This window comes from Streptomyces ferrugineus, assembly GCF_015160855.1.
In the GTDB taxonomy this organism is placed as follows: domain Bacteria; phylum Actinomycetota; class Actinomycetes; order Streptomycetales; family Streptomycetaceae; genus Streptomyces; species Streptomyces ferrugineus.
Map to the genome: position 1 here is coordinate 4,428,687 of NZ_CP063373.1, position 16,513 is coordinate 4,445,199.

Below are 16,513 nucleotides of genomic sequence, written 5' to 3' on the forward strand. Positions count from 1 at the left end.
AAGAAGTTACGGAGACGACGAGCCGACCACATGGGGCGCAGAACCCGTATCCGAGGGTGTACTTGACGACACCCCGGGGGACCGTCGCCGTCGATCGGCTGGCGCATGACCTCCCCGGGGCGCGGCCGCCGCCAGTCGGCGTACCGCATCCTGGTGGCCACCACCCCCGACCGCCTCACCCCCTCCCGCGCGGACGTCTGGAACAGCGGCCGCGTCACTCACCCACCTCGGTCACCGTGCGCTACATCGAGCGGGGGACCTCCAGGCCCCCGCACGCCGATCGCACGCCCCAGCTGACCTGCGGCGGCCCGTCGTGTGGCGGAGCCGGTCCGGGGAACTCGGCCGGCATGGACGAGCCGACCCGCACCCACGCCTCGTACTGGATCGAGACAGCACCACCCGGCGAGCTCGCGCCCGCGCCGGACGCCGACCTCGAGGTCGACGTCGCCGTCGTGGGCGCGGGCATCGCCGGGCTGTGCACCGCCTGGGAACTGGCCCGGCGGGGTCGCGGGGTCGCCCTGCTGGAGGCGGACCGGGTCGCCGCGGGCGTCACCGGGCACACCACCGCCAAGCTGACGGCCCTGCACACCCTGATCTACGACCGGCTCCGCCGCACCCGGGGCAAGGACGCCGCCCGCCTGTACGCGACCTCGCAGACGGACGCGATCCGGCGTGCCGCCGAGGCCACCGAGGAACTGGGCATCGACTGCGAATGGGAGGAGACGGCGGCCTACACCTACGCCGAGGACGGCGACCGTACCGACGAGCTGCGGGCCGAGGCCGACGCGGCCAGGGAAGCGGGCCTGGCCGCCGAGTTCGTGACCGAGACCGAGCTGCCGTACCCGGTGGCCGGCGCGGTGCGCGTCGCGGAGCAGGCGCAGTTCCACCCCCGCAAGTACCTGATGGCGCTGGCCGCCGACCTGAAGCGCCTCGGCGGCCGGCTCCACGAGCACACGCGCGTGGTCGGCCTCTCCGAGGGCGAGCCCTGTGACCTGACGACCGAGGACGGTGTGAAGGTGCGGGCCGGCACCGTCGTGGTCGCCACCCACTACCCGATCTTCGACCGAGCACTCCTGTTCACCCGCCTCTCGCCGCGGCGCGAACTGGTCGTCGCCGCCCCCGTCGCCGCGGCCGGTGCCCCCACCGGCATGTACATCACCCCCGAGCAGCACACCCGCTCCGTGCGCACCGCACCCCACGGCGACGGCGAGCGCCTGCTCATCGTCACCGGCGAGCACTTCACCCCGGGCTCCGGCGTCGATGTCGAGGCACGCTTCGACGCCCTGTCCGACTGGGCGGTGCAGCGCTTCGGTGACCTCACCTTCACCCACCGGTGGGCCACTCAGGACAACGACCCCACCGACTCCGTACCGCTCGTCGGCCCCCTGCACCCCGCGAGCCGGCACGCCTATGTGGCCACCGGCTTCGGCGGCTGGGGACTCAGCGGCGGCATCATGGCGGGCAGGCTGCTGTGCGATCTGGTCACCGGCCGCGAGAACCCGTGGAGCGAGCTGTACGACCCCTGCCGGGTGATGTCGGTCCTGCGCGAGGGCAAGGACTTCGTCAGGCACCAAGCCGACGTGGCCCGCCACTTCGTCGGCGACCGGCTCCAGCACCTGCCGGGCCCCTCGGCCCCGTCCGTGGCCGACATCGCCCCCGGCGACGGAGCCGTCGTCCACGTGTCCGGCAAGCGCCGCGCCGTCCACCGCGACGAGGACGGCACGCTGCACGCCCTCTCCGCGAAGTGCACCCACCTGGGCTGCCTGGTCGCGTTCAACCGCGCGGAGCGGACCTGGGAATGCCCCTGCCACGGCTCCCGCTTCGCCCCCGACGGGAGGGTCGTACAGGGACCCGCCGTGCGGCCGCTGGAGCCGCGCGACATCTGAGGCGACCCGCTCAGCCGACCAGCACCACCTCCAGGGTGCGCGGGCCGTGCACCCCCTCGACCCGGTCCAGTTCGATGTCGCTGGTCGCCGACGGGCCGGAGATCCACGTCAACGGGCGGGCCGGGTCGAGGTGTTCGAGGGCCTGCGGGACGGAGGACACCACCTGCTCCGGGACCCGTACGACACAGATGTGGTGGTCGGGGACGAGGGTGATACGGCGTCGGCCCTGGTCGGGGGAGCCGTCCAGGACGATGGTGCCGGTCTCGGCGACCGCCACGGCACACGCCGTCACCACGCTGTCGACCTGGTCCAGTTCGTGCGGGGTGCTCTCCGCCCGGTCCGCGACCTGCTCGGCGTCGGCCGCCGACAGCCACTCGCGATCCAGTCCGGGCGGCACGAGCACCGACTTCGCGCCGCGCGCCGCGAGCATCCCGGCGATCGTCGCCGGGAGGTCGGCGAGGGTGCAGCGGTGCACGATCGCCCGGTAGTCCGCCAGGTTCTCGGCCAGCAGGTCGGTCGTTTCCTCGACGCCGCTGTCCCCGTGTGCGCGTAGGTACCCGCGTTCGATCGGGCTGTCGTCGCTCGGTACGTCGGCCGGCACGTCGGCCAGCGCGCGCCGCACCCGGCCCAGGATCCGTTCCCTGCTGCTCACTTGGCGCCGTCCCTTCCACCGTGCGTGCGCTGCCACCAGTCCCGGAACGGCTCCGCCGGCAGGGCCGGCAGATCCCGGGTCCCGCTCCACGCCCTGCCCGGCCCCGGCAGGGAGCGCGGATGCAGCCGGCGGGTGCGCGAGGCGAGCCGCTGGCCGGTGCGCAGCGCGCCCGGGCGGCTGAACGCCCAGCGCGCCGCCCGCATCGCGGCCCGCTCGGCGGCATGCCCCTTCGCGGGTTTGAGCACCACCTTGTTGCCCTGAGCCGTCACCTCGCCGCCCTCAACGACCCGCTCCCGCAGATGCACCAGCACCTCGGGGATGTCGATGGCGACCGGGCACACCTCGTAACAGGCGCCGCACAGCGACGAGGCGTACGGCAAAGACGCGTCGATCTCGCTGGTCACGCCCCTCAGCTGAGGGCTCAGGATGGCGCCGATCGGGCCGGGGTAGACCGAGCCGTAGGCGTGTCCGCCGGCCCGCTCGTACACCGGGCACACGTTCAGGCACGCCGAGCAGCGGATGCAGCGCAGGGCCTGGCGGCCGACCTCGTCGGCGAGGGTGTCGGTGCGGCCGTTGTCCAGCAGCACCAGGTGGAAGGTGCGCGGCCCGTCGTCGTCCGTGGTGCCGGTCCACGTGGACGTGTACGGGTTCATGCGCTCGGCGGTCGAGGAGCGGGGCAGGGTCTGCAGGAACACCTCCAGGTCCCGCCAGGTGGGCACGATCTTCTCGATGCCGACGACCGAGATCAGCGTCTCGGGCAGGGTCAGGCACATCCGCCCGTTGCCCTCGGACTCCACGACGACCAGGGTGCCGGTCTCGGCGACCATGAAGTTGGCGCCGGAGACGCCGACCTTGGCGCGCAGGAACTTCTCGCGCAGGTGCAGGCGTGCCGCCTCCGCCAGTTCGGCGGGCGTGTCGGTCAGGCCCTCGGGCGCCGGCCGGCCCCACTCTCCCATCTCGTGGGTGAAGATGTCCCGGATCTCGCCCCGGTTGCGGTGGATGGCCGGGACGAGGATGTGCGAGGGCCGGTCCTTGCCCAACTGCACGATCAGCTCGGCGAGATCGGTCTCGTAGGCGCGGATGCCCTCCGCCTCCAGTGCCTCGTTCAGCCCGATCTCCTGCGTGGCCATCGACTTGACCTTGACGACCTCCGACTCGCCGGTCGCCTTCACCAGGTCCGTCACGATCCGGTTGGCCTCGTCGGCGTCGGCGGCCCAGTGGACGGTGCCGCCCGCCGCCGTGACCGACTCCTCCAACCGCACCAGATACCGGTCGAGATGACGCAGCGTATGGTCCTTGATCCGCTTGCCCGCCTCGCGCAGCTCCGCCCAGTCGGACACCTCGGCGACCGCCTTGGCCCGCTTGGCGCGGATCGTGTGCGTGGCGTGCCGCAGATTGCCGCGCAGAGTCGAGTCGTGCACGGCCCCGTGCGCGGCCTTCGGAAAGGCCGGCATCCCGAGATACGTCCCACTCATGCCGCCGGCTCCTCCTCCGTGCTGGCCAGAATCTCCGCGATGTGCACCGGCCGCATCCCGGTCCGCAGCCGCGCCATGGTCCCGCCGATGTGCATCAGACAGGAGTTGTCCGCCGCGCACAGCACCTCGGCGCCGGTCGACTCGGCGTTGTGCACCTTGTCCGCGCCCATCGCCGCCGAGACATCGGAGTTCTTCAGCGCGAAGGTGCCACCGAACCCACAGCACTCCTCGGCCCCCGGCAACTCCACCAACTCCAGCCCCTTGACCGCCTTCAGCAGCCGCCGAGGCCGCTCGCCGAGCCCCAGCCCGCGCAGCCCGTGACAGGTCGGGTGGTACGTCACCTTGTGCGGGTAGTAGGCCCCGACATCCGTCACCCCCAGCACATCCACCAGGAACTCCGTCAGCTCGTACGTCTTCGGCACCACGGGCGCCAGCGTCGCCGCGAGGGCGTCCCCGCGCCCCTCCGCCCGCGCCCGCTCACCCATGCGCGGATACAGCTCCCGCACCATCGCCCCGCACGATCCGGACGGGGTGACGATCGCCTCGTACTCCCCGAAGACATCGGAGAAATGCCGGGCCAGCGGCTCGGCCTCATGGCGGTATCCGGTGTTGTAGTGCGCCTGTCCGCAACAAGTCTGGGCCATCGGGAAGTCGACCTCGACGCCCAGCCTGGTCAGCAGTTTCACCACGGCGCGCCCGGTGTCCGGATAGAGCGTGTCGTTGACGCAGGTCAGGAACAGGGCGACACGCATCGCGGCTCCTTGTGATCGATCATCGGATGAGTGCAGGGTAATGCGGGCGCGCGGCCCGGGGGAGACCCCGCTCACCCCCGGGCGAGCCGGGCCTCCGCCTCGCTCCAGCGCGCCGCGTCCCCGCGCGGCTCGTACCGCGTCAACGGCTGCGTACGGGTGAGCAGTCGCCGCCCGTCGGCGAGGTCGCCGACCAGGTCGTGGGCCCGCGCCTGGACGAGGACGTTCCCGAGCGCGGCGGCCTCGGCCGGACCGGCCACCACCGGCAGCCCGCAGGCGTCGGCGGTGAGCTGGCACAACAGGGCGTTGCGGGTGCCGCCCCCGACGACGTGCACGACGTCCACCGGATGACCGGCCAGCCGCTGCGCGTCCTGGACGGCCCGGCGGTGGGCGAGGGCGAGCGAGTCGAGGATGCAGCGGGTGATCTCGGCGGGCGAGACGGGCACCGGCTGCCCCGAGGCGCGGCACGCCTCGGCGATCCGCTCCGGCATCCGCCCGGGCGCCAGGAACGCCGCGTCCCCCGCGTCCACGACCGACCGCAGCGCCGGCGCCTTGGCGGCGTCCAGTAGCAGCGCACCCAGGTCCGGGTCGCCCCAGGCCCGTACGCACTCCTGGAGCAGCCACAGCCCCATGATGTTCCGCAGATACCGGACCGTGCCGTCAAGACCCAGCTCATTGGTGAAGTTGGCGGCCCGGCTCTCCTCGGTGAGCACGGGCGCGTCCAGCTCCAGCCCCGCCAGCGACCAGGTCCCGGTGCAGATGTACGCGAACCGCTCGCCGTCGGCCGGTACGGCGGCCACGGCGGAGGCGGTGTCGTGCGACCCGACGGCCGTCACCGGCACCGGGCCGGTGAGCCCGGTCTCCTCCAGCACCGCCTCGCGCAGCAGCCCCGCCGGATCGCCGGGCTGCCGCAGCGGAGCGAACAGGTCCAGGTCGATGCTCAGCCGGGAGGCGACGTCATACGACCAGTCGCGCGTGCGCGGGTCGATGAGCTGGGTGGTGGAGGCGTTGGTGAGCTCGGTGCCCTGCTCGCCGGTGAGCCAGTACGTCAGCAGGTCGGGGATGAGCAACAGCCGCTCGGCATGGGACAGTTGGGCCGAGGCGTGCGCCGCCGTGAGCTGGTACAGGGTGTTGAACGGCGCGTACTGCAGCCCGGTGGCGGCGTACAGCTCCCGCGTCGGCACGGTCGCCCACACCTTCTCGGCGACCCCCTCCGTCCGGGAGTCCCGGTAGTGCACGGGATTGCCGAGCAGCGCCCCGTCGGCGTCCAGCAGCCCGTAGTCCACGGCCCAGCTGTCGATGCCGACCGAGTCGACCTGCCCGGCCGTCCGCAGCCCGTCCAGCACCCCGGCGTAGAGACCGAGGACGTCCCAGCGCAGCCCCTCCGGCACCCGCACCGGCCGGTTCACGAACCGGTGCGCCTCGGTCAGCTCCAGGCTGTCGGGTCCGACGCGGCCGACCATGACACGCCCGCTGGACGCGCCGAGGTCGACCGCGGCGTACGACTTCACGGCCGCGCTCACCGCAGGAAGGCGGCCGCGACGCCGGCGTCGACCGGGATGTGCAGTCCGGTGGTGTGCGTCAGGTCCCCGCCGGTCAGGGCGAAGACGGCGTTCGCCACATGCTCGGGCAGCACCTCGCGCTTGAGGATGGTCCGCTGGGCGTAGAACTCGCCGAGCTTCTCCTCCTCGACGCCGTACACGGCGGCGCGCTGAGCACCCCACCCCCCGGCGAAGATCCCCGAGCCACGCACGACACCGTCCGGGTTGATCCCGTTGACGCGGACGCCGTGTTCGCCCAGCTCGGCGGCCAGCAGCCGCACCTGGTGGGCCTGATCGGCCTTGGTGGCCGAGTAGGCGATGTTGTTGGGCCCGGCGAAGACGGCGTTCTTGGAGGCGATGTAGACGATGTCGCCGCCCAGCTTCTGAGCGATCATCACGCGCGCGGCCTCCCGCGACACGAGGAAGGAACCGCGCGCCATGATGTCGTGCTGAAGGTCCCAGTCCTTGGCCGAGGTCTCGAGCAGCGGCTTGGAGACGGAGATCCCGGCGTTGTTCACGACCAGGTCGACACCGCCGAAGGCCAGCACGGCCGCCTTGAACGCGTCGGCGATCTGCTCCTCGGAGGTGACGTCCACCGTCACGGCGACGGCCTTGTCGGACCCACCGAGCTCCTCGGCGACGGCCTCGGCGTTGTCGCCGTTGAGGTCCGCGACGACCACACACGCGCCCTCGGCGACCAGCCGCTGCGCGATGGCCTTCCCGATGCCGCTGCCCGCCCCGGTCACCAGCGCCACCCGCGTCGCCAGCGCCTTGGGCTTCGGCATCCGCTGAAGCTTGGCCTCCTCCAGCGCCCAGTACTCGATCCGGAACTTCTCGGACTCCTCGATGGGCGCGTAGGTCGAGACGGCCTCGGCCCCCCGCATGACGTTGATGGCGTTGACGTAGAACTCGCCGGCCACCCGGGCGGTCTGCTTGTCCTTGCCGAAGGAGAACATGCCGACGCCCGGGATCAGCACGATCGCCGGGTCGGCGCCGCGCATGGCGGGGGAGTCGGGCAGGGCGTGCCGCTGGTAGTAGGCGGCGTACTCGTCGCGGTACTCGGCGTGCAGCTCCTCGAGGCGTGCGACGGCCTCGTCGAGCGGAGCGGTCGGCGGCAGATCCAGCACCAGCGGCCGCACCTTGGTCCGCAGGAAATGGTCCGGGCAGGAGGTGCCCAGGGCCGCAAGACGCGGGTGCTCGGCGCTCGCGAGGAAGTCGAGGACGACTTCGGAGTCGGTGAAGTGACCGACCTGCGGACGGTCCTGCGAGGCGATGGCCCGGATGACCGGCGCCAGCGCCGCGGCCCGCTCCCGACGCTCGCCGGCGCCCAGGGCCGCGTAGCCCTCGATCACCGGCCCGAAGGGCTCCGGCTTCCCGCGCTCGGCCAGGAAGCTCTCGGCGGTGCGGATGATGTGCAGCGAGTTGCGCTCGCACTCCTCGGAGGTGTCACCCCAGGCGGTGATGCCATGCCCGCCGAGGACGCACCCGATGGCCTGCGGGTTGGCGGCCTTCACAGCGGCGATGTCGAGCCCGAGCTGGAACCCGGGCCGCCGCCAGGGCACCCACACCACGCTGTCCCCGAAACACTCGGCGGTCAGCTTCTCCCCGTCGGCGGCACAGGCCAGCGCGATACCGGAGTCGGGATGCAGATGATCGACGTGCGCGGCCTCGACGAGCCCGTGCATGGCGGTGTCGATGGAGGGAGCCGCCCCACCCTTGCCGTGCAGGCAGTAGTCGAACGCGGCGACCATCTCGTCCTCACGCTCGACACCCGGGTAGACGTCGACGAGCGCGCGCATCCGGTCCAGCCGCAGCACGGCGAGCCCGCCCTCGGTGAGCGTGCCGAGGTCACCCCCGGACCCCTTGACCCACATCAGCTCCACGTCACCACCGGTGACGGGGTCGGTGTCGGTGCCCTTGGCGGAGGCGTTGCCGCCGGCGTAGTTGGTGTTACGGGGATCGGCGCCGAGCCGATGGGAACGCGCGAGGAGGGCGGCGGCTTCGGGGTGGGGAGCCATGATCATTCAGTCCTATCTGGAAGAGGGTGCGGGGAGCGCCCCGATAGGGGCGCGGGGAACTGCGCGACCAGCCACAGACGGCCGGCAGTCCGCAACGAAACAGAACCCGGCAGACGCTCACGCCCCCCAACCGGCCTGCTGCCCACCAACCCGCTCGGCCACGATCTTCTCGGCCCACCCGGACCGGGCATACGCAGCGATCGGGTCGGCATCGAGACCCATCTCCTCCCGCACCTCACGAAGCAGCGGACGCACATCCGTGTTGTACGCGTCCATCACCACGGCATTCGCCCCGAGCACATCACCGGCAGCCTGCGCCTCGGCCAAAGCGACGCGGTCAACCAGCAACGCCTTCGCTGTCGCCTCCTGCACATTCATCACCGACCGGATGATCGCCGGGATCTTCGCCTCGATGTTGTGGCACTGGTCGAGCATGAAGGCGACCTCGGGAGTGAACCCACCGCCGCGCACCACCTCGTACATGATCCGGAACAACTGGAACGGATCCGCAGCGCCCACCATCAGGTCGTCATCCGCATAGAACCGCGAGTTGAAGTCGAACCCACCGAGCTTGCCCTCCCGCAGCAGCGTCGCGACGATGAACTCGATGTTGGTGCCGGGAGCGTGATGCCCGGTGTCGACCACGACCTGCGCCTTCTCGCCGAGCTTCAGACAGTGCGCATACGCCGTCCCCCAGTCCGGCACATCCGTCGTGTAGAAGGCCGGCTCGAAGAACTTGTACTCCAGCAGCATCCGCTGTCCGTCCCCGAGCCGCTCGTAGACCTCGGCCAATCCCTCAGCAAGCCGGTCCTGCCGGGCCCGGATGTCGTCCTGCCCGGGGTAATTGGTGCCGTCCGCGAACCACAGCTTCAGATCGGCGGAGCCCGTCGCGTCCATGATGTCGACGCACTCCAGCAGATGGTCCACGGCCTTGCGCCGCACCGCCGCATCGGGATGGCAGATGCTCCCCAGCCTGTAGTCGTCGTCCTGGAAGGTGTTGGAGTTGATCGCGCCCAGCTTCACACCACGCTCTTCGGCGTGCTTGGCCAGCTCTGCGTATCCATCGGAGCCGTCGACCTTGTCCCAGGGGATGTGCAGCGCGACGGTCGGGGCCACGCCGGTGAACGCGTGCACCTGAGCGGCGTCGTCCAGCTTCTCGTAAGGCGTGCGTGGAACGCCCTGCTGGGCGAACACCTTGAACCGCGTCCCCGAGTTCCCGTACGCCCACGACGGCGTTTCGACGGCCTGGGTCTTGAGTGCGGCCTTCACCGCGGCGAGCTCGGTCACTGAGGGCTCCTGTGACATCGGGAGGGAAGTCGGACGGTGGTCGTCTGAAGCGCTTCGCTGTGAAACGATTCAAGACGGGAACGTATGGGCCCTCCGAAGGGGTGTCAAGCCCCGTGGCCAAGGCTGTTCCCTGTGACTCCCCCGTGACCTTCGGGCATCGAAATATTTTCGACACGAACCCATTGACGTGACATGGGCTCCATGCCTAACGTCCCGGCAACCCAGTTGAAACCTTTCACGACGCCGAGAGGCCCGTCCCGCCGGCGTCGTCGAGGAGCCCCCATGACCCACCCGTCCACCACGGGTCCGGCCCCGGTTCTCGCGCTCAGGGACGTCTCGAAGTCCTTCGGCGCGGTCCGCGCCCTGCGGGACGTCTCCCTGGAACTGTTCCCCGGAGAGGTGCACGCCCTCGCCGGAGAGAACGGCGCGGGCAAGTCGACCCTGATCAAGACGCTCGCCGGCGTGCACCGGCCCGACGCGGGCCAGGTGCTGCTCGACGGCGCGCCCGTCGTCTTCCACGGCCCGGGCGACGCCCGTGACGCCGGCATCGCCGTGATCTACCAGGAGCCGACCCTCTTCCCGGACCTGTCGATCGCCGAGAACATCTTCATGGGCCGCCAGCCGCGCCGCGCCCTCGGCCGGATCGACCACAGGTCCACCCACGAGGCGACCCTGGCCCTGATGCAGCGCCTCGGCGTCGAACTCGACCCCGACCGCCCCGCGCGCGGCCTGTCCATCGCCGACCAGCAGATCGTCGAGATCGCCAAGGCACTCTCCTTCGACGCCCGCGTCCTGATCATGGACGAGCCGACCGCCGCCCTCACCGGCAGCGAGGTCGCCCGCCTCTTCGGCGTGGTGCGCACCCTGCGCGAACAGGGCGCCGCCGTCCTGTTCATCTCCCACCGGCTGGAGGAGATCTTCCAGATCTGCCGGCGGGTCACCACCCTGCGCGACGGCGCCTGGATCGCCAGCGAGCCGCTGGACGGCATGACCGAGGACGACCTCGTCCGCCGCATGGTCGGCCGCGACCTCGACGAGCTGTACCCCAAGCAGGACGTGAAGCCCGGCGCGGTCGCCCTCAGCGTGCGCCGGCTGACCCGCGAGGGCGTCTTCACCGACGTCTCCTTCGACGTACGGCACGGTGAGATTGTCGGCCTCGCCGGGCTCGTCGGCGCGGGACGTACGGAAGTCGCACGAGCCGTGTTCGGCATCGACCGCTGGGACGCCGGCGAGGTCTCCGTCGAGGGCAAGGCCCTGGTCAACGGCGCCCCGTCCACCGCCATGGCCTCCGGACTCGCCCTCGTCCCCGAGGACCGGCGCGCCCAGGGCCTGGTGATGGACATGTCCATCGAGCGCAACATCGGCCTGACCGGACTTCGTACGACGGTCAGGGCCGGCTTCATGGACCGCGGCGCCGAACGCAGCCGCTCCCTCGACTGGGCCGTCAAGCTCCAGGTGAAGTACGCCCGGATCGCGGACACCGTGAACACCCTGTCCGGCGGCAACCAGCAGAAGGTCGTCCTCGCCAAGTGGCTCGCCACCGGCCCCAAGGTGCTGATCGTCGACGAGCCCACCCGCGGCATCGACGTCGGCACCAAGGCCGAGGTGCACCGGCTGCTCAGCGAACTGGCCGCCGACGGGGTGGCCGTCCTGATGATCTCCTCCGACCTGCCCGAGATCCTCGGCATGGCCGACCGCGTGCTCGTGATGCACGAGGGCCGCCTGACCGCCGAGATCCCGCGCTCCGAAGCCACCGAGGAAACCGTGATGGCCGCAGCCACCGGGAGGGCCGCCGCATGACGGTGACCACTCCCCGAGAGGCCCCCGTGACCGACGTACCCAAGTCCAGCGGCACCCGCCTGGTCGACCGCGTGTTCAAGATGCGCGAACTCGCCATCCTGGTCGTCTTCGCGGCGATGATCGTCGTCACACAGATCGGCAACAGCGAGTTCCTCACCGAGCAGGGCATCAAGGACCTGCTGCTGAACGCGACGATCCTCGTCCTCGTCGCCACCGGCCAGTCCCTGGTGGTGATCACCAGGAACGTCGACCTGTCGGTCGGCTCCACACTCGGCATCAGCGCCTTCGCCGCCGGTACGTACCTGCAGGGCGGCGGCAACTCGGTCGTCGCCGTGTTCCTGGCGGTCCTGATGGGCATCGCCTTCGGTCTGCTGAACGGTCTGCTCGTCAGCCTCGGCCAGGTGCCCGCGCTGGTGGTCACGCTCGGCACGCTCTACATCATCCGCGGCATCGACTCCATCTGGGTCGGCTCCCGCCAGATCACCGCCTCCGACCTCCCGGACGGCTTCGTCGACTTCGGCTCCGGCGGCATCTCCGCGGTGCCGTGGCTGGCGCTGATCGCCCTCGCGGTGCTGGTGGCGACCGCGTACTACCTCAAGCACTTCGGCAGCGGCCGCGAACTGTACGCCCTCGGCTCCAACCCGGAGGCGGCCCGCCTGGCCGGCATCCCGGTGCGCAAGCGGATCCTCGCCGCGTACACCTTCTGCGGGGCGCTCGCCGGACTCGCCGGCGCGATGTACCTGGCCCGGTTCGGCAACGTCGACTCCGGCACCGGCAACGGCTATGAACTCACCGTCGTCAGCGCGGTCGTGGTCGGTGGCGTCGTCTTCACCGGCGGCTCCGGCAGCGTCTACGGCGCGGCGCTCGGCGCGCTGCTGCTGACCTCCATCAACAGCGTGCTGCCCGCCCTCGGCGTCAGCTCCGTCTGGGTGCTCGCCATCAACGGCATCCTGCTCCTCCTCGCCATCGCCGTCGACCGGATCGTCGCGCTGCGCGTGGCCTCCGCCCTGAAGAAGAGGAACGCCCGCCATGGCTGACTTCCCGCTCTCGCGCGCCGTTCGCTGGGACACGGTCGTCGGCGCCCTCCTCATCGTCGTACTGCTGCTGTCGTTCGGGTTCGTCGACGGGTTCGGCAACGCGCTGAACCTGTCGTTCCTGATCGGCAACACCCTCCCGATCGCCCTGATCGCGCTGCCGATGACCCTGCTCGTCGTCTCGGGCGAGATCGATCTGTCGGTCGCCTCCACCGCCGGGCTCTCGGGCGCGGTGATGGGCGCGCTGTGGAACCAGGGCATGACGATCGAGACGATCATCCCGATCTGTCTGCTGCTCGGTGTGGTCTGCGGGCTGGTCAACGGCCTGCTGGTCACCCGGCTCGGACTGCCCTCCCTCGCCGTCACCATCGGCACGCTCGCCGCCTACCGGGGCATCGCGCAGATCGTGCTCGGCTCGGACGCGGTGACCGACTTCCCGACCCAGTACCTGGACTTCGCGGCCGGACGCATCGGCGACACCTTCATCCCGTACGCCTTCCTGCCCTTCCTGGTCCTCCTCGCCATCGCCGTGGTCGCGCTGCACGCCATGCCGTTCGGACGGTCGCTGTTCGCGATCGGCGCGAGCGAGGAGGCGGCGCGGTTCGCCGGGATCCGGGTCAAGCGGCAGAAGCTGATCCTGTTCACGCTCACGGGCCTGATGGCCTCGCTGACCGGGATCTTCTGGGCGCTGCACTACGCGAGCGCCCGCTATGACAACGCCACCGGCCTCGAACTCTCCGTCGTGGCCGCCGTACTGCTCGGCGGCATCGACTTCGACGGCGGCAAGGGAACGCTCGGCGGCGCGATCGCGGGAGTCTTCCTGCTCGGTGCGCTCCAGAACGTCATGAGCCTCCAGGACGTCTCCGCCCAGTCGCAGATCGTCGTCACCGGCGTTCTGCTCGTCCTCTCCGTGCTCGGCCCCCGGGTCGCACGCCAGATCGCCGTAGCGAGGGCGGGCCGCAGAGCCGCGTAAACGCTCCGCTGGAAAGCCGTTGCAAGTCTGCCGGCCGCCTGTGGCTGGTCGCGCAGTTCCCCGCGCCCCTTGGGGCATCCACTCACCTCCGTCAAAAGGACCCGTCATGCGCAAGTCATCCCTCCGCCGTACCTCGGCCGGCCTCGCCGCCGTCACCTCCCTCGCCCTGGCGCTGACCGCCTGCGGCGGCACCACCAAGGAGGACGTCAAGAACGAGGGCGCCTCCGCCGCCACCGCCGGCAAGGCCGACCCGAACGCCGAGCTGAAGAAGGGCCTGACCGTCGGCTTCCTGCCCAAGCAGGTCAACAACCCCTACTTCACCTCCGCCGACAAGGGCGGCGAGGCGGCCCTGAAGGAGCTGGGCTCCAGCTACAAGGAGGTCGGTCCGTCCAGCGCCACCGACACCGCCGGCCAGGTCTCCTACGTCAACACGCTCACCCAGCAGCAGGTCGACGCGATGGCCGTGTCCGCGCAGGACCCGGGCGCCCTGTGCACCGCGCTCAAGCAGGCCATGAAGAACGGCATCAAGGTCGTCACCTACGACTCCGACACCACCGCCGACTGCCGCAACGCCTTCGTCTCGCAGGCCTCCGCCGAGGACCTCGGCCGCACCGAGGTGCAGCTGCTCGCCGAGCAGATCGACTACAAGGGCGAGATCGCGATCCTGTCCGCCGCGCAGACCGCGACGAACCAGAACATCTGGATCGACTTCATGAAGGAGGAGCTGAAGGACCCCAAGTACAAGGACATCAAGCTGGTCAAGGTCGCCTACGGTGACGACGACGCCCAGAAGTCCTTCCAGCAGACCCAGGGCCTGCTCCAGGAGTACCCGAACCTGAAGGGGATCATCTCCCCGACCACCGTCGGCATCAAGGCCGCCGCCCAGTACCTGTCGGGCTCCAAGTACAAGGGCAAGGTCAAGCTGACCGGCCTCGGCACCCCCAACGACATGCGCAAGTACGTCAAGAACGGCACCGTCGAGGCGTTCGAGCTGTGGGACCCGGCCAAGCTCGGCGACCTGGCCGCCCGCGCCGCCGTCGCCCTGGTCTCCGGCCAGATCACCGGCAAGGAGGGTGAGACCTTCAAGGCCGGCGACACCACGTACACCATCGGCAAGGACGGCGTGATCAGCCTCGGCAAGCCGACCGTCTTCGACGCCAAGAACATCGACCAGTACAACTTCTGAGTCTGGAGCGGTACTTCATGCAGCGCGTCTGTTTTCTGCTCAAGGTCCGCAAGGACAAGCTCGCCGAGTACCGCGAACGCCATGCCGCCGTGTGGCCGGAGATGCTCGAAGCGCTCTCGGCCACCGGCTGGCACAACTACTCGCTCTTCCTGCGCGACGACGGCCTCCTCGTCGGCTACCTGGAGACCGAGGACTTCGAGGCCGCCAAAGCCGGTATGGAGGCCACCGAGGTCAACGCCCGTTGGCAGGCCGAGATGGGCGAGTTCTTCGAAGCCCTCGACGGCGCCCGCCCCGACGAGGCGATGAAACCGCTCACCGAAGTGTTCCACCTCGCCTGACCCCCGCTGTATCCCCCTTCCCCTCCTCTGCCTTCCTCGCCGACAATGGAGTCCCCCGAGATGAAGAGACGCACGCTGCTGGGTGCCGCACTCGCCGGAGCCGTCATGACCCCCGCCCTCACCTCCGGCATCGCCCGCGCCGCGGACCCGGGCCCGTCCCTCACCCTGACCGGCACCACCACACTCGACACCCAGGCCATCTTCTTCGTGTCGTACGACGGCCTGGTCAACAACAACGCCTTCCAGAAGAACGGCCTGCTGACCTACAAGGGCTACCAGTACGCCGTCTGGTACACCGCCGACCGCAACGCCGTCGTCGGCCGGCGCAAGTTCGGGTCCAGCACCTGGTCCACGGTCAAGGTCGGCCACACGCTCCGCTACAACGACTCCCACAACGTCATCTCCATGGGCCTTTCCAAGGTCGACGGCCGCCTCCACCTCAACATGGACTCGCACAGCGACGGCTTCACCTACGTCAAGTCGGTCGCCGGCCTCATGGACAACCCGGACGGCCTGAGCTGGACCGCGAGCCGCTTCGGCGCCCCCCAGTCCACCCTGGACGGCCTCGCGCTCACCTCGCAGTTCACCTACCCGCAGTTCATCTCCACCCCCGAGGGCAGGCTCCAGCTCAGCTACCGGGTCGCCGTCTCCGGCAACGGCCGCAACGCCCTGGCCGAGTACGACGGTTCGAAGTGGACCAACCTCGGCGAGTGGAGCAGCTCCACCGGGACGTACAGCAGCGAGCACGGCTCCTCGACCGCCCGCAACATGTACCTGCACGGCATCGACTACGACCGCAACGGCCGGCTGCACTCCTTCTTCACCTGGCGCGAGCAGAACGGCGCCGTGATGTGCTCGTCCGGCGGCATCACCAACCACGACACCGGCTACGTCTACTCCGACGACCGCGGCCGCACCTGGCGCAACAACGCGGGCACCGTCGTCGGCACCACCGGCGGCTCCGACAAGGTCGCCGTCACCGACGGCGGCCTGGTCGTCGACCCGCTCAACCCCGACCACTCCCTGATGAACCAGGAGAGCCAGTTCACCGACTCCGCCGGCCTGCCGCACGCGATCATCAGCTACGTCCCCGGCCGCTTCGGCCAGTGCACCACCAACTACGTCGCCGACCGCACCGCCAACGGCCGCGCCTTCCACGTCCGCAAGAACTCCTCGGGTGCGTGGCAGAAGACGGAGATCCCGGTTCCGCTCAACTCCAGCCAGCGCACCAAGCTGATCCTGGACAAGTACGACAACGCGTACGCGATCTTCCCGTTCTGCCGGATCGCCGGCGCCTCCAAGGCCTCCGGATACACCGACTGGTCGGTCCTGTACGACGGCGTCACGGCCGGGCTGAACGCGTTCGGCGAGGTCGTGATCGACGAGACACGTGTCGGACAGGACAACTTCCTGTCGATCATGTACCAGGAGAAGTCCAGCGGTACGACGCCCTCGGCGCTGCGCAACCTCAACTTCCGCCTGCCTGCCTGATCGCAGCCGTTGTGGGCGGCTTGACGGTAATGTGAAGGCCCTTCCCGCCGCCCGTGTCTTTTCTGTCTCACTGGAGGTCCCTG

14 protein-coding genes are annotated in these 16,513 nt (G+C 70.2%); 8 read left to right on the plus strand and 6 right to left on the minus strand.

What is annotated here, in order from left to right; translation table 11 throughout:
- The first annotated feature begins 105 nt into the window (after positions 1-105).
- Positions 106-297: a hypothetical protein gene (locus IM697_RS46100; RefSeq protein WP_456114994.1), complete on the plus strand. Its 192-nt coding sequence runs from the start codon at positions 106-108 to the stop codon at positions 295-297.
- 50 nt (positions 298-347) lie between these two features.
- Positions 348-1,886 carry an FAD-dependent oxidoreductase gene (locus tag IM697_RS20205; protein WP_194049105.1) on the plus strand — a complete coding sequence of 513 codons (1,539 nt, stop codon included), beginning with the start codon at positions 348-350 and terminating at the stop codon, positions 1,884-1,886.
- A 10-nt stretch (positions 1,887-1,896) separates the two neighbouring features.
- Here the strand turns inward: IM697_RS20205 and IM697_RS20210 are convergent, their stop codons facing one another.
- The 6 genes from IM697_RS20210 to rhaI form a co-directional block, all read right to left on the minus strand.
- Positions 1,897-2,538: a LutC/YkgG family protein gene (locus IM697_RS20210; protein ID WP_194049106.1), complete on the minus strand. Its 642-nt coding sequence runs from the start codon at positions 2,536-2,538 to the stop codon at positions 1,897-1,899.
- The gene (locus IM697_RS20215) at positions 2,535-4,013 is read right to left on the minus strand and encodes a LutB/LldF family L-lactate oxidation iron-sulfur protein (protein WP_194049107.1); all 1,479 of its coding nucleotides are present in this window, start codon (positions 4,011-4,013) and stop codon (positions 2,535-2,537) included. The genes IM697_RS20210 and IM697_RS20215 overlap by 4 nt, the downstream gene beginning before the upstream one ends.
- The gene (locus IM697_RS20220; RefSeq protein WP_194049108.1) at positions 4,010-4,765 is read right to left on the minus strand and encodes a (Fe-S)-binding protein; all 756 of its coding nucleotides are present in this window, start codon (positions 4,763-4,765) and stop codon (positions 4,010-4,012) included. The genes IM697_RS20215 and IM697_RS20220 overlap by 4 nt, the downstream gene beginning before the upstream one ends.
- 71 nt (positions 4,766-4,836) lie before the next feature.
- Positions 4,837-6,285 (minus strand): rhamnulokinase, encoded by a 1,449-nt coding sequence (locus IM697_RS20225; protein WP_194049109.1) that lies wholly within the window; start codon positions 6,283-6,285, stop codon positions 4,837-4,839.
- Positions 6,282-8,321 (minus strand): bifunctional aldolase/short-chain dehydrogenase, encoded by a 2,040-nt coding sequence (locus IM697_RS20230; protein WP_194049110.1) that lies wholly within the window; start codon positions 8,319-8,321, stop codon positions 6,282-6,284. The genes IM697_RS20225 and IM697_RS20230 overlap by 4 nt, the downstream gene beginning before the upstream one ends.
- A gap of 117 nt (positions 8,322-8,438) precedes the next feature.
- A complete protein-coding gene (gene rhaI / locus IM697_RS20235) occupies positions 8,439-9,608 on the minus strand; it encodes an L-rhamnose isomerase (protein WP_194049111.1) in 1,170 nt (389 codons plus the stop codon).
- Between the two features lie 282 nt (positions 9,609-9,890).
- Between rhaI and IM697_RS20240 the strand changes: the two genes are divergently transcribed.
- From IM697_RS20240 to IM697_RS20265, 6 genes are all read left to right on the plus strand, one after another.
- Positions 9,891-11,408, plus strand: coding sequence for a sugar ABC transporter ATP-binding protein (locus IM697_RS20240; RefSeq protein ID WP_194049112.1), 1,518 nt, complete (start codon positions 9,891-9,893; stop codon positions 11,406-11,408).
- A complete protein-coding gene (locus IM697_RS20245; RefSeq protein ID WP_194049113.1) occupies positions 11,405-12,445 on the plus strand; it encodes an ABC transporter permease in 1,041 nt (346 codons plus the stop codon). Before IM697_RS20240 ends, IM697_RS20245 begins: the two co-directional genes overlap by 4 nt.
- Positions 12,438-13,415 (plus strand): ABC transporter permease, encoded by a 978-nt coding sequence (locus tag IM697_RS20250; protein WP_194049114.1) that lies wholly within the window; start codon positions 12,438-12,440, stop codon positions 13,413-13,415. Before IM697_RS20245 ends, IM697_RS20250 begins: the two co-directional genes overlap by 8 nt.
- A 106-nt stretch (positions 13,416-13,521) precedes the next feature.
- Positions 13,522-14,601 (plus strand): rhamnose ABC transporter substrate-binding protein, encoded by a 1,080-nt coding sequence (gene rhaS, locus IM697_RS20255; RefSeq protein ID WP_194049115.1) that lies wholly within the window; start codon positions 13,522-13,524, stop codon positions 14,599-14,601.
- Between the two features lie 17 nt (positions 14,602-14,618).
- A complete protein-coding gene (locus tag IM697_RS20260; RefSeq protein WP_194049116.1) occupies positions 14,619-14,939 on the plus strand; it encodes an L-rhamnose mutarotase in 321 nt (106 codons plus the stop codon).
- Positions 14,940-14,999: 60 nt separating this feature from the next.
- Complete coding sequence (locus IM697_RS20265) at positions 15,000-16,430, plus strand: BNR repeat-containing protein (protein ID WP_194049117.1); 1,431 nt, start codon at positions 15,000-15,002, stop codon at positions 16,428-16,430.
- Positions 16,431-16,513: the final 83 nt, after the last annotated feature.

Excerpts from the sequence above, each read along its gene's own strand:
- IM697_RS20265 (WP_194049117.1), top strand. The coding sequence starts at position 15,000 with ATGAAGAGACGCACGCTGCTGGGTGCCGCACTCGCCGGAGCCGTCATG.
- IM697_RS20220 (WP_194049108.1), bottom strand. The coding sequence starts at position 4,765 with ATGCGTGTCGCCCTGTTCCTGACCTGCGTCAACGACACGCTCTATCCG.
- IM697_RS20230 (WP_194049110.1), bottom strand. The coding sequence starts at position 8,321 with ATGGCTCCCCACCCCGAAGCCGCCGCCCTCCTCGCGCGTTCCCATCGG.
- IM697_RS20205 (WP_194049105.1), top strand. The coding sequence starts at position 348 with ATGGACGAGCCGACCCGCACCCACGCCTCGTACTGGATCGAGACAGCA.
- IM697_RS20245 (WP_194049113.1), top strand. The coding sequence starts at position 11,405 with ATGACGGTGACCACTCCCCGAGAGGCCCCCGTGACCGACGTACCCAAG.
- IM697_RS20240 (WP_194049112.1), top strand. The coding sequence starts at position 9,891 with ATGACCCACCCGTCCACCACGGGTCCGGCCCCGGTTCTCGCGCTCAGG.
- IM697_RS20260 (WP_194049116.1), top strand. The coding sequence starts at position 14,619 with ATGCAGCGCGTCTGTTTTCTGCTCAAGGTCCGCAAGGACAAGCTCGCC.
- IM697_RS46100 (WP_456114994.1), top strand. The coding sequence starts at position 106 with ATGACCTCCCCGGGGCGCGGCCGCCGCCAGTCGGCGTACCGCATCCTG.
- rhaS (WP_194049115.1), top strand. The coding sequence starts at position 13,522 with ATGCGCAAGTCATCCCTCCGCCGTACCTCGGCCGGCCTCGCCGCCGTC.
- IM697_RS20250 (WP_194049114.1), top strand. The coding sequence starts at position 12,438 with ATGGCTGACTTCCCGCTCTCGCGCGCCGTTCGCTGGGACACGGTCGTC.
- IM697_RS20215 (WP_194049107.1), bottom strand. The coding sequence starts at position 4,013 with ATGAGTGGGACGTATCTCGGGATGCCGGCCTTTCCGAAGGCCGCGCAC.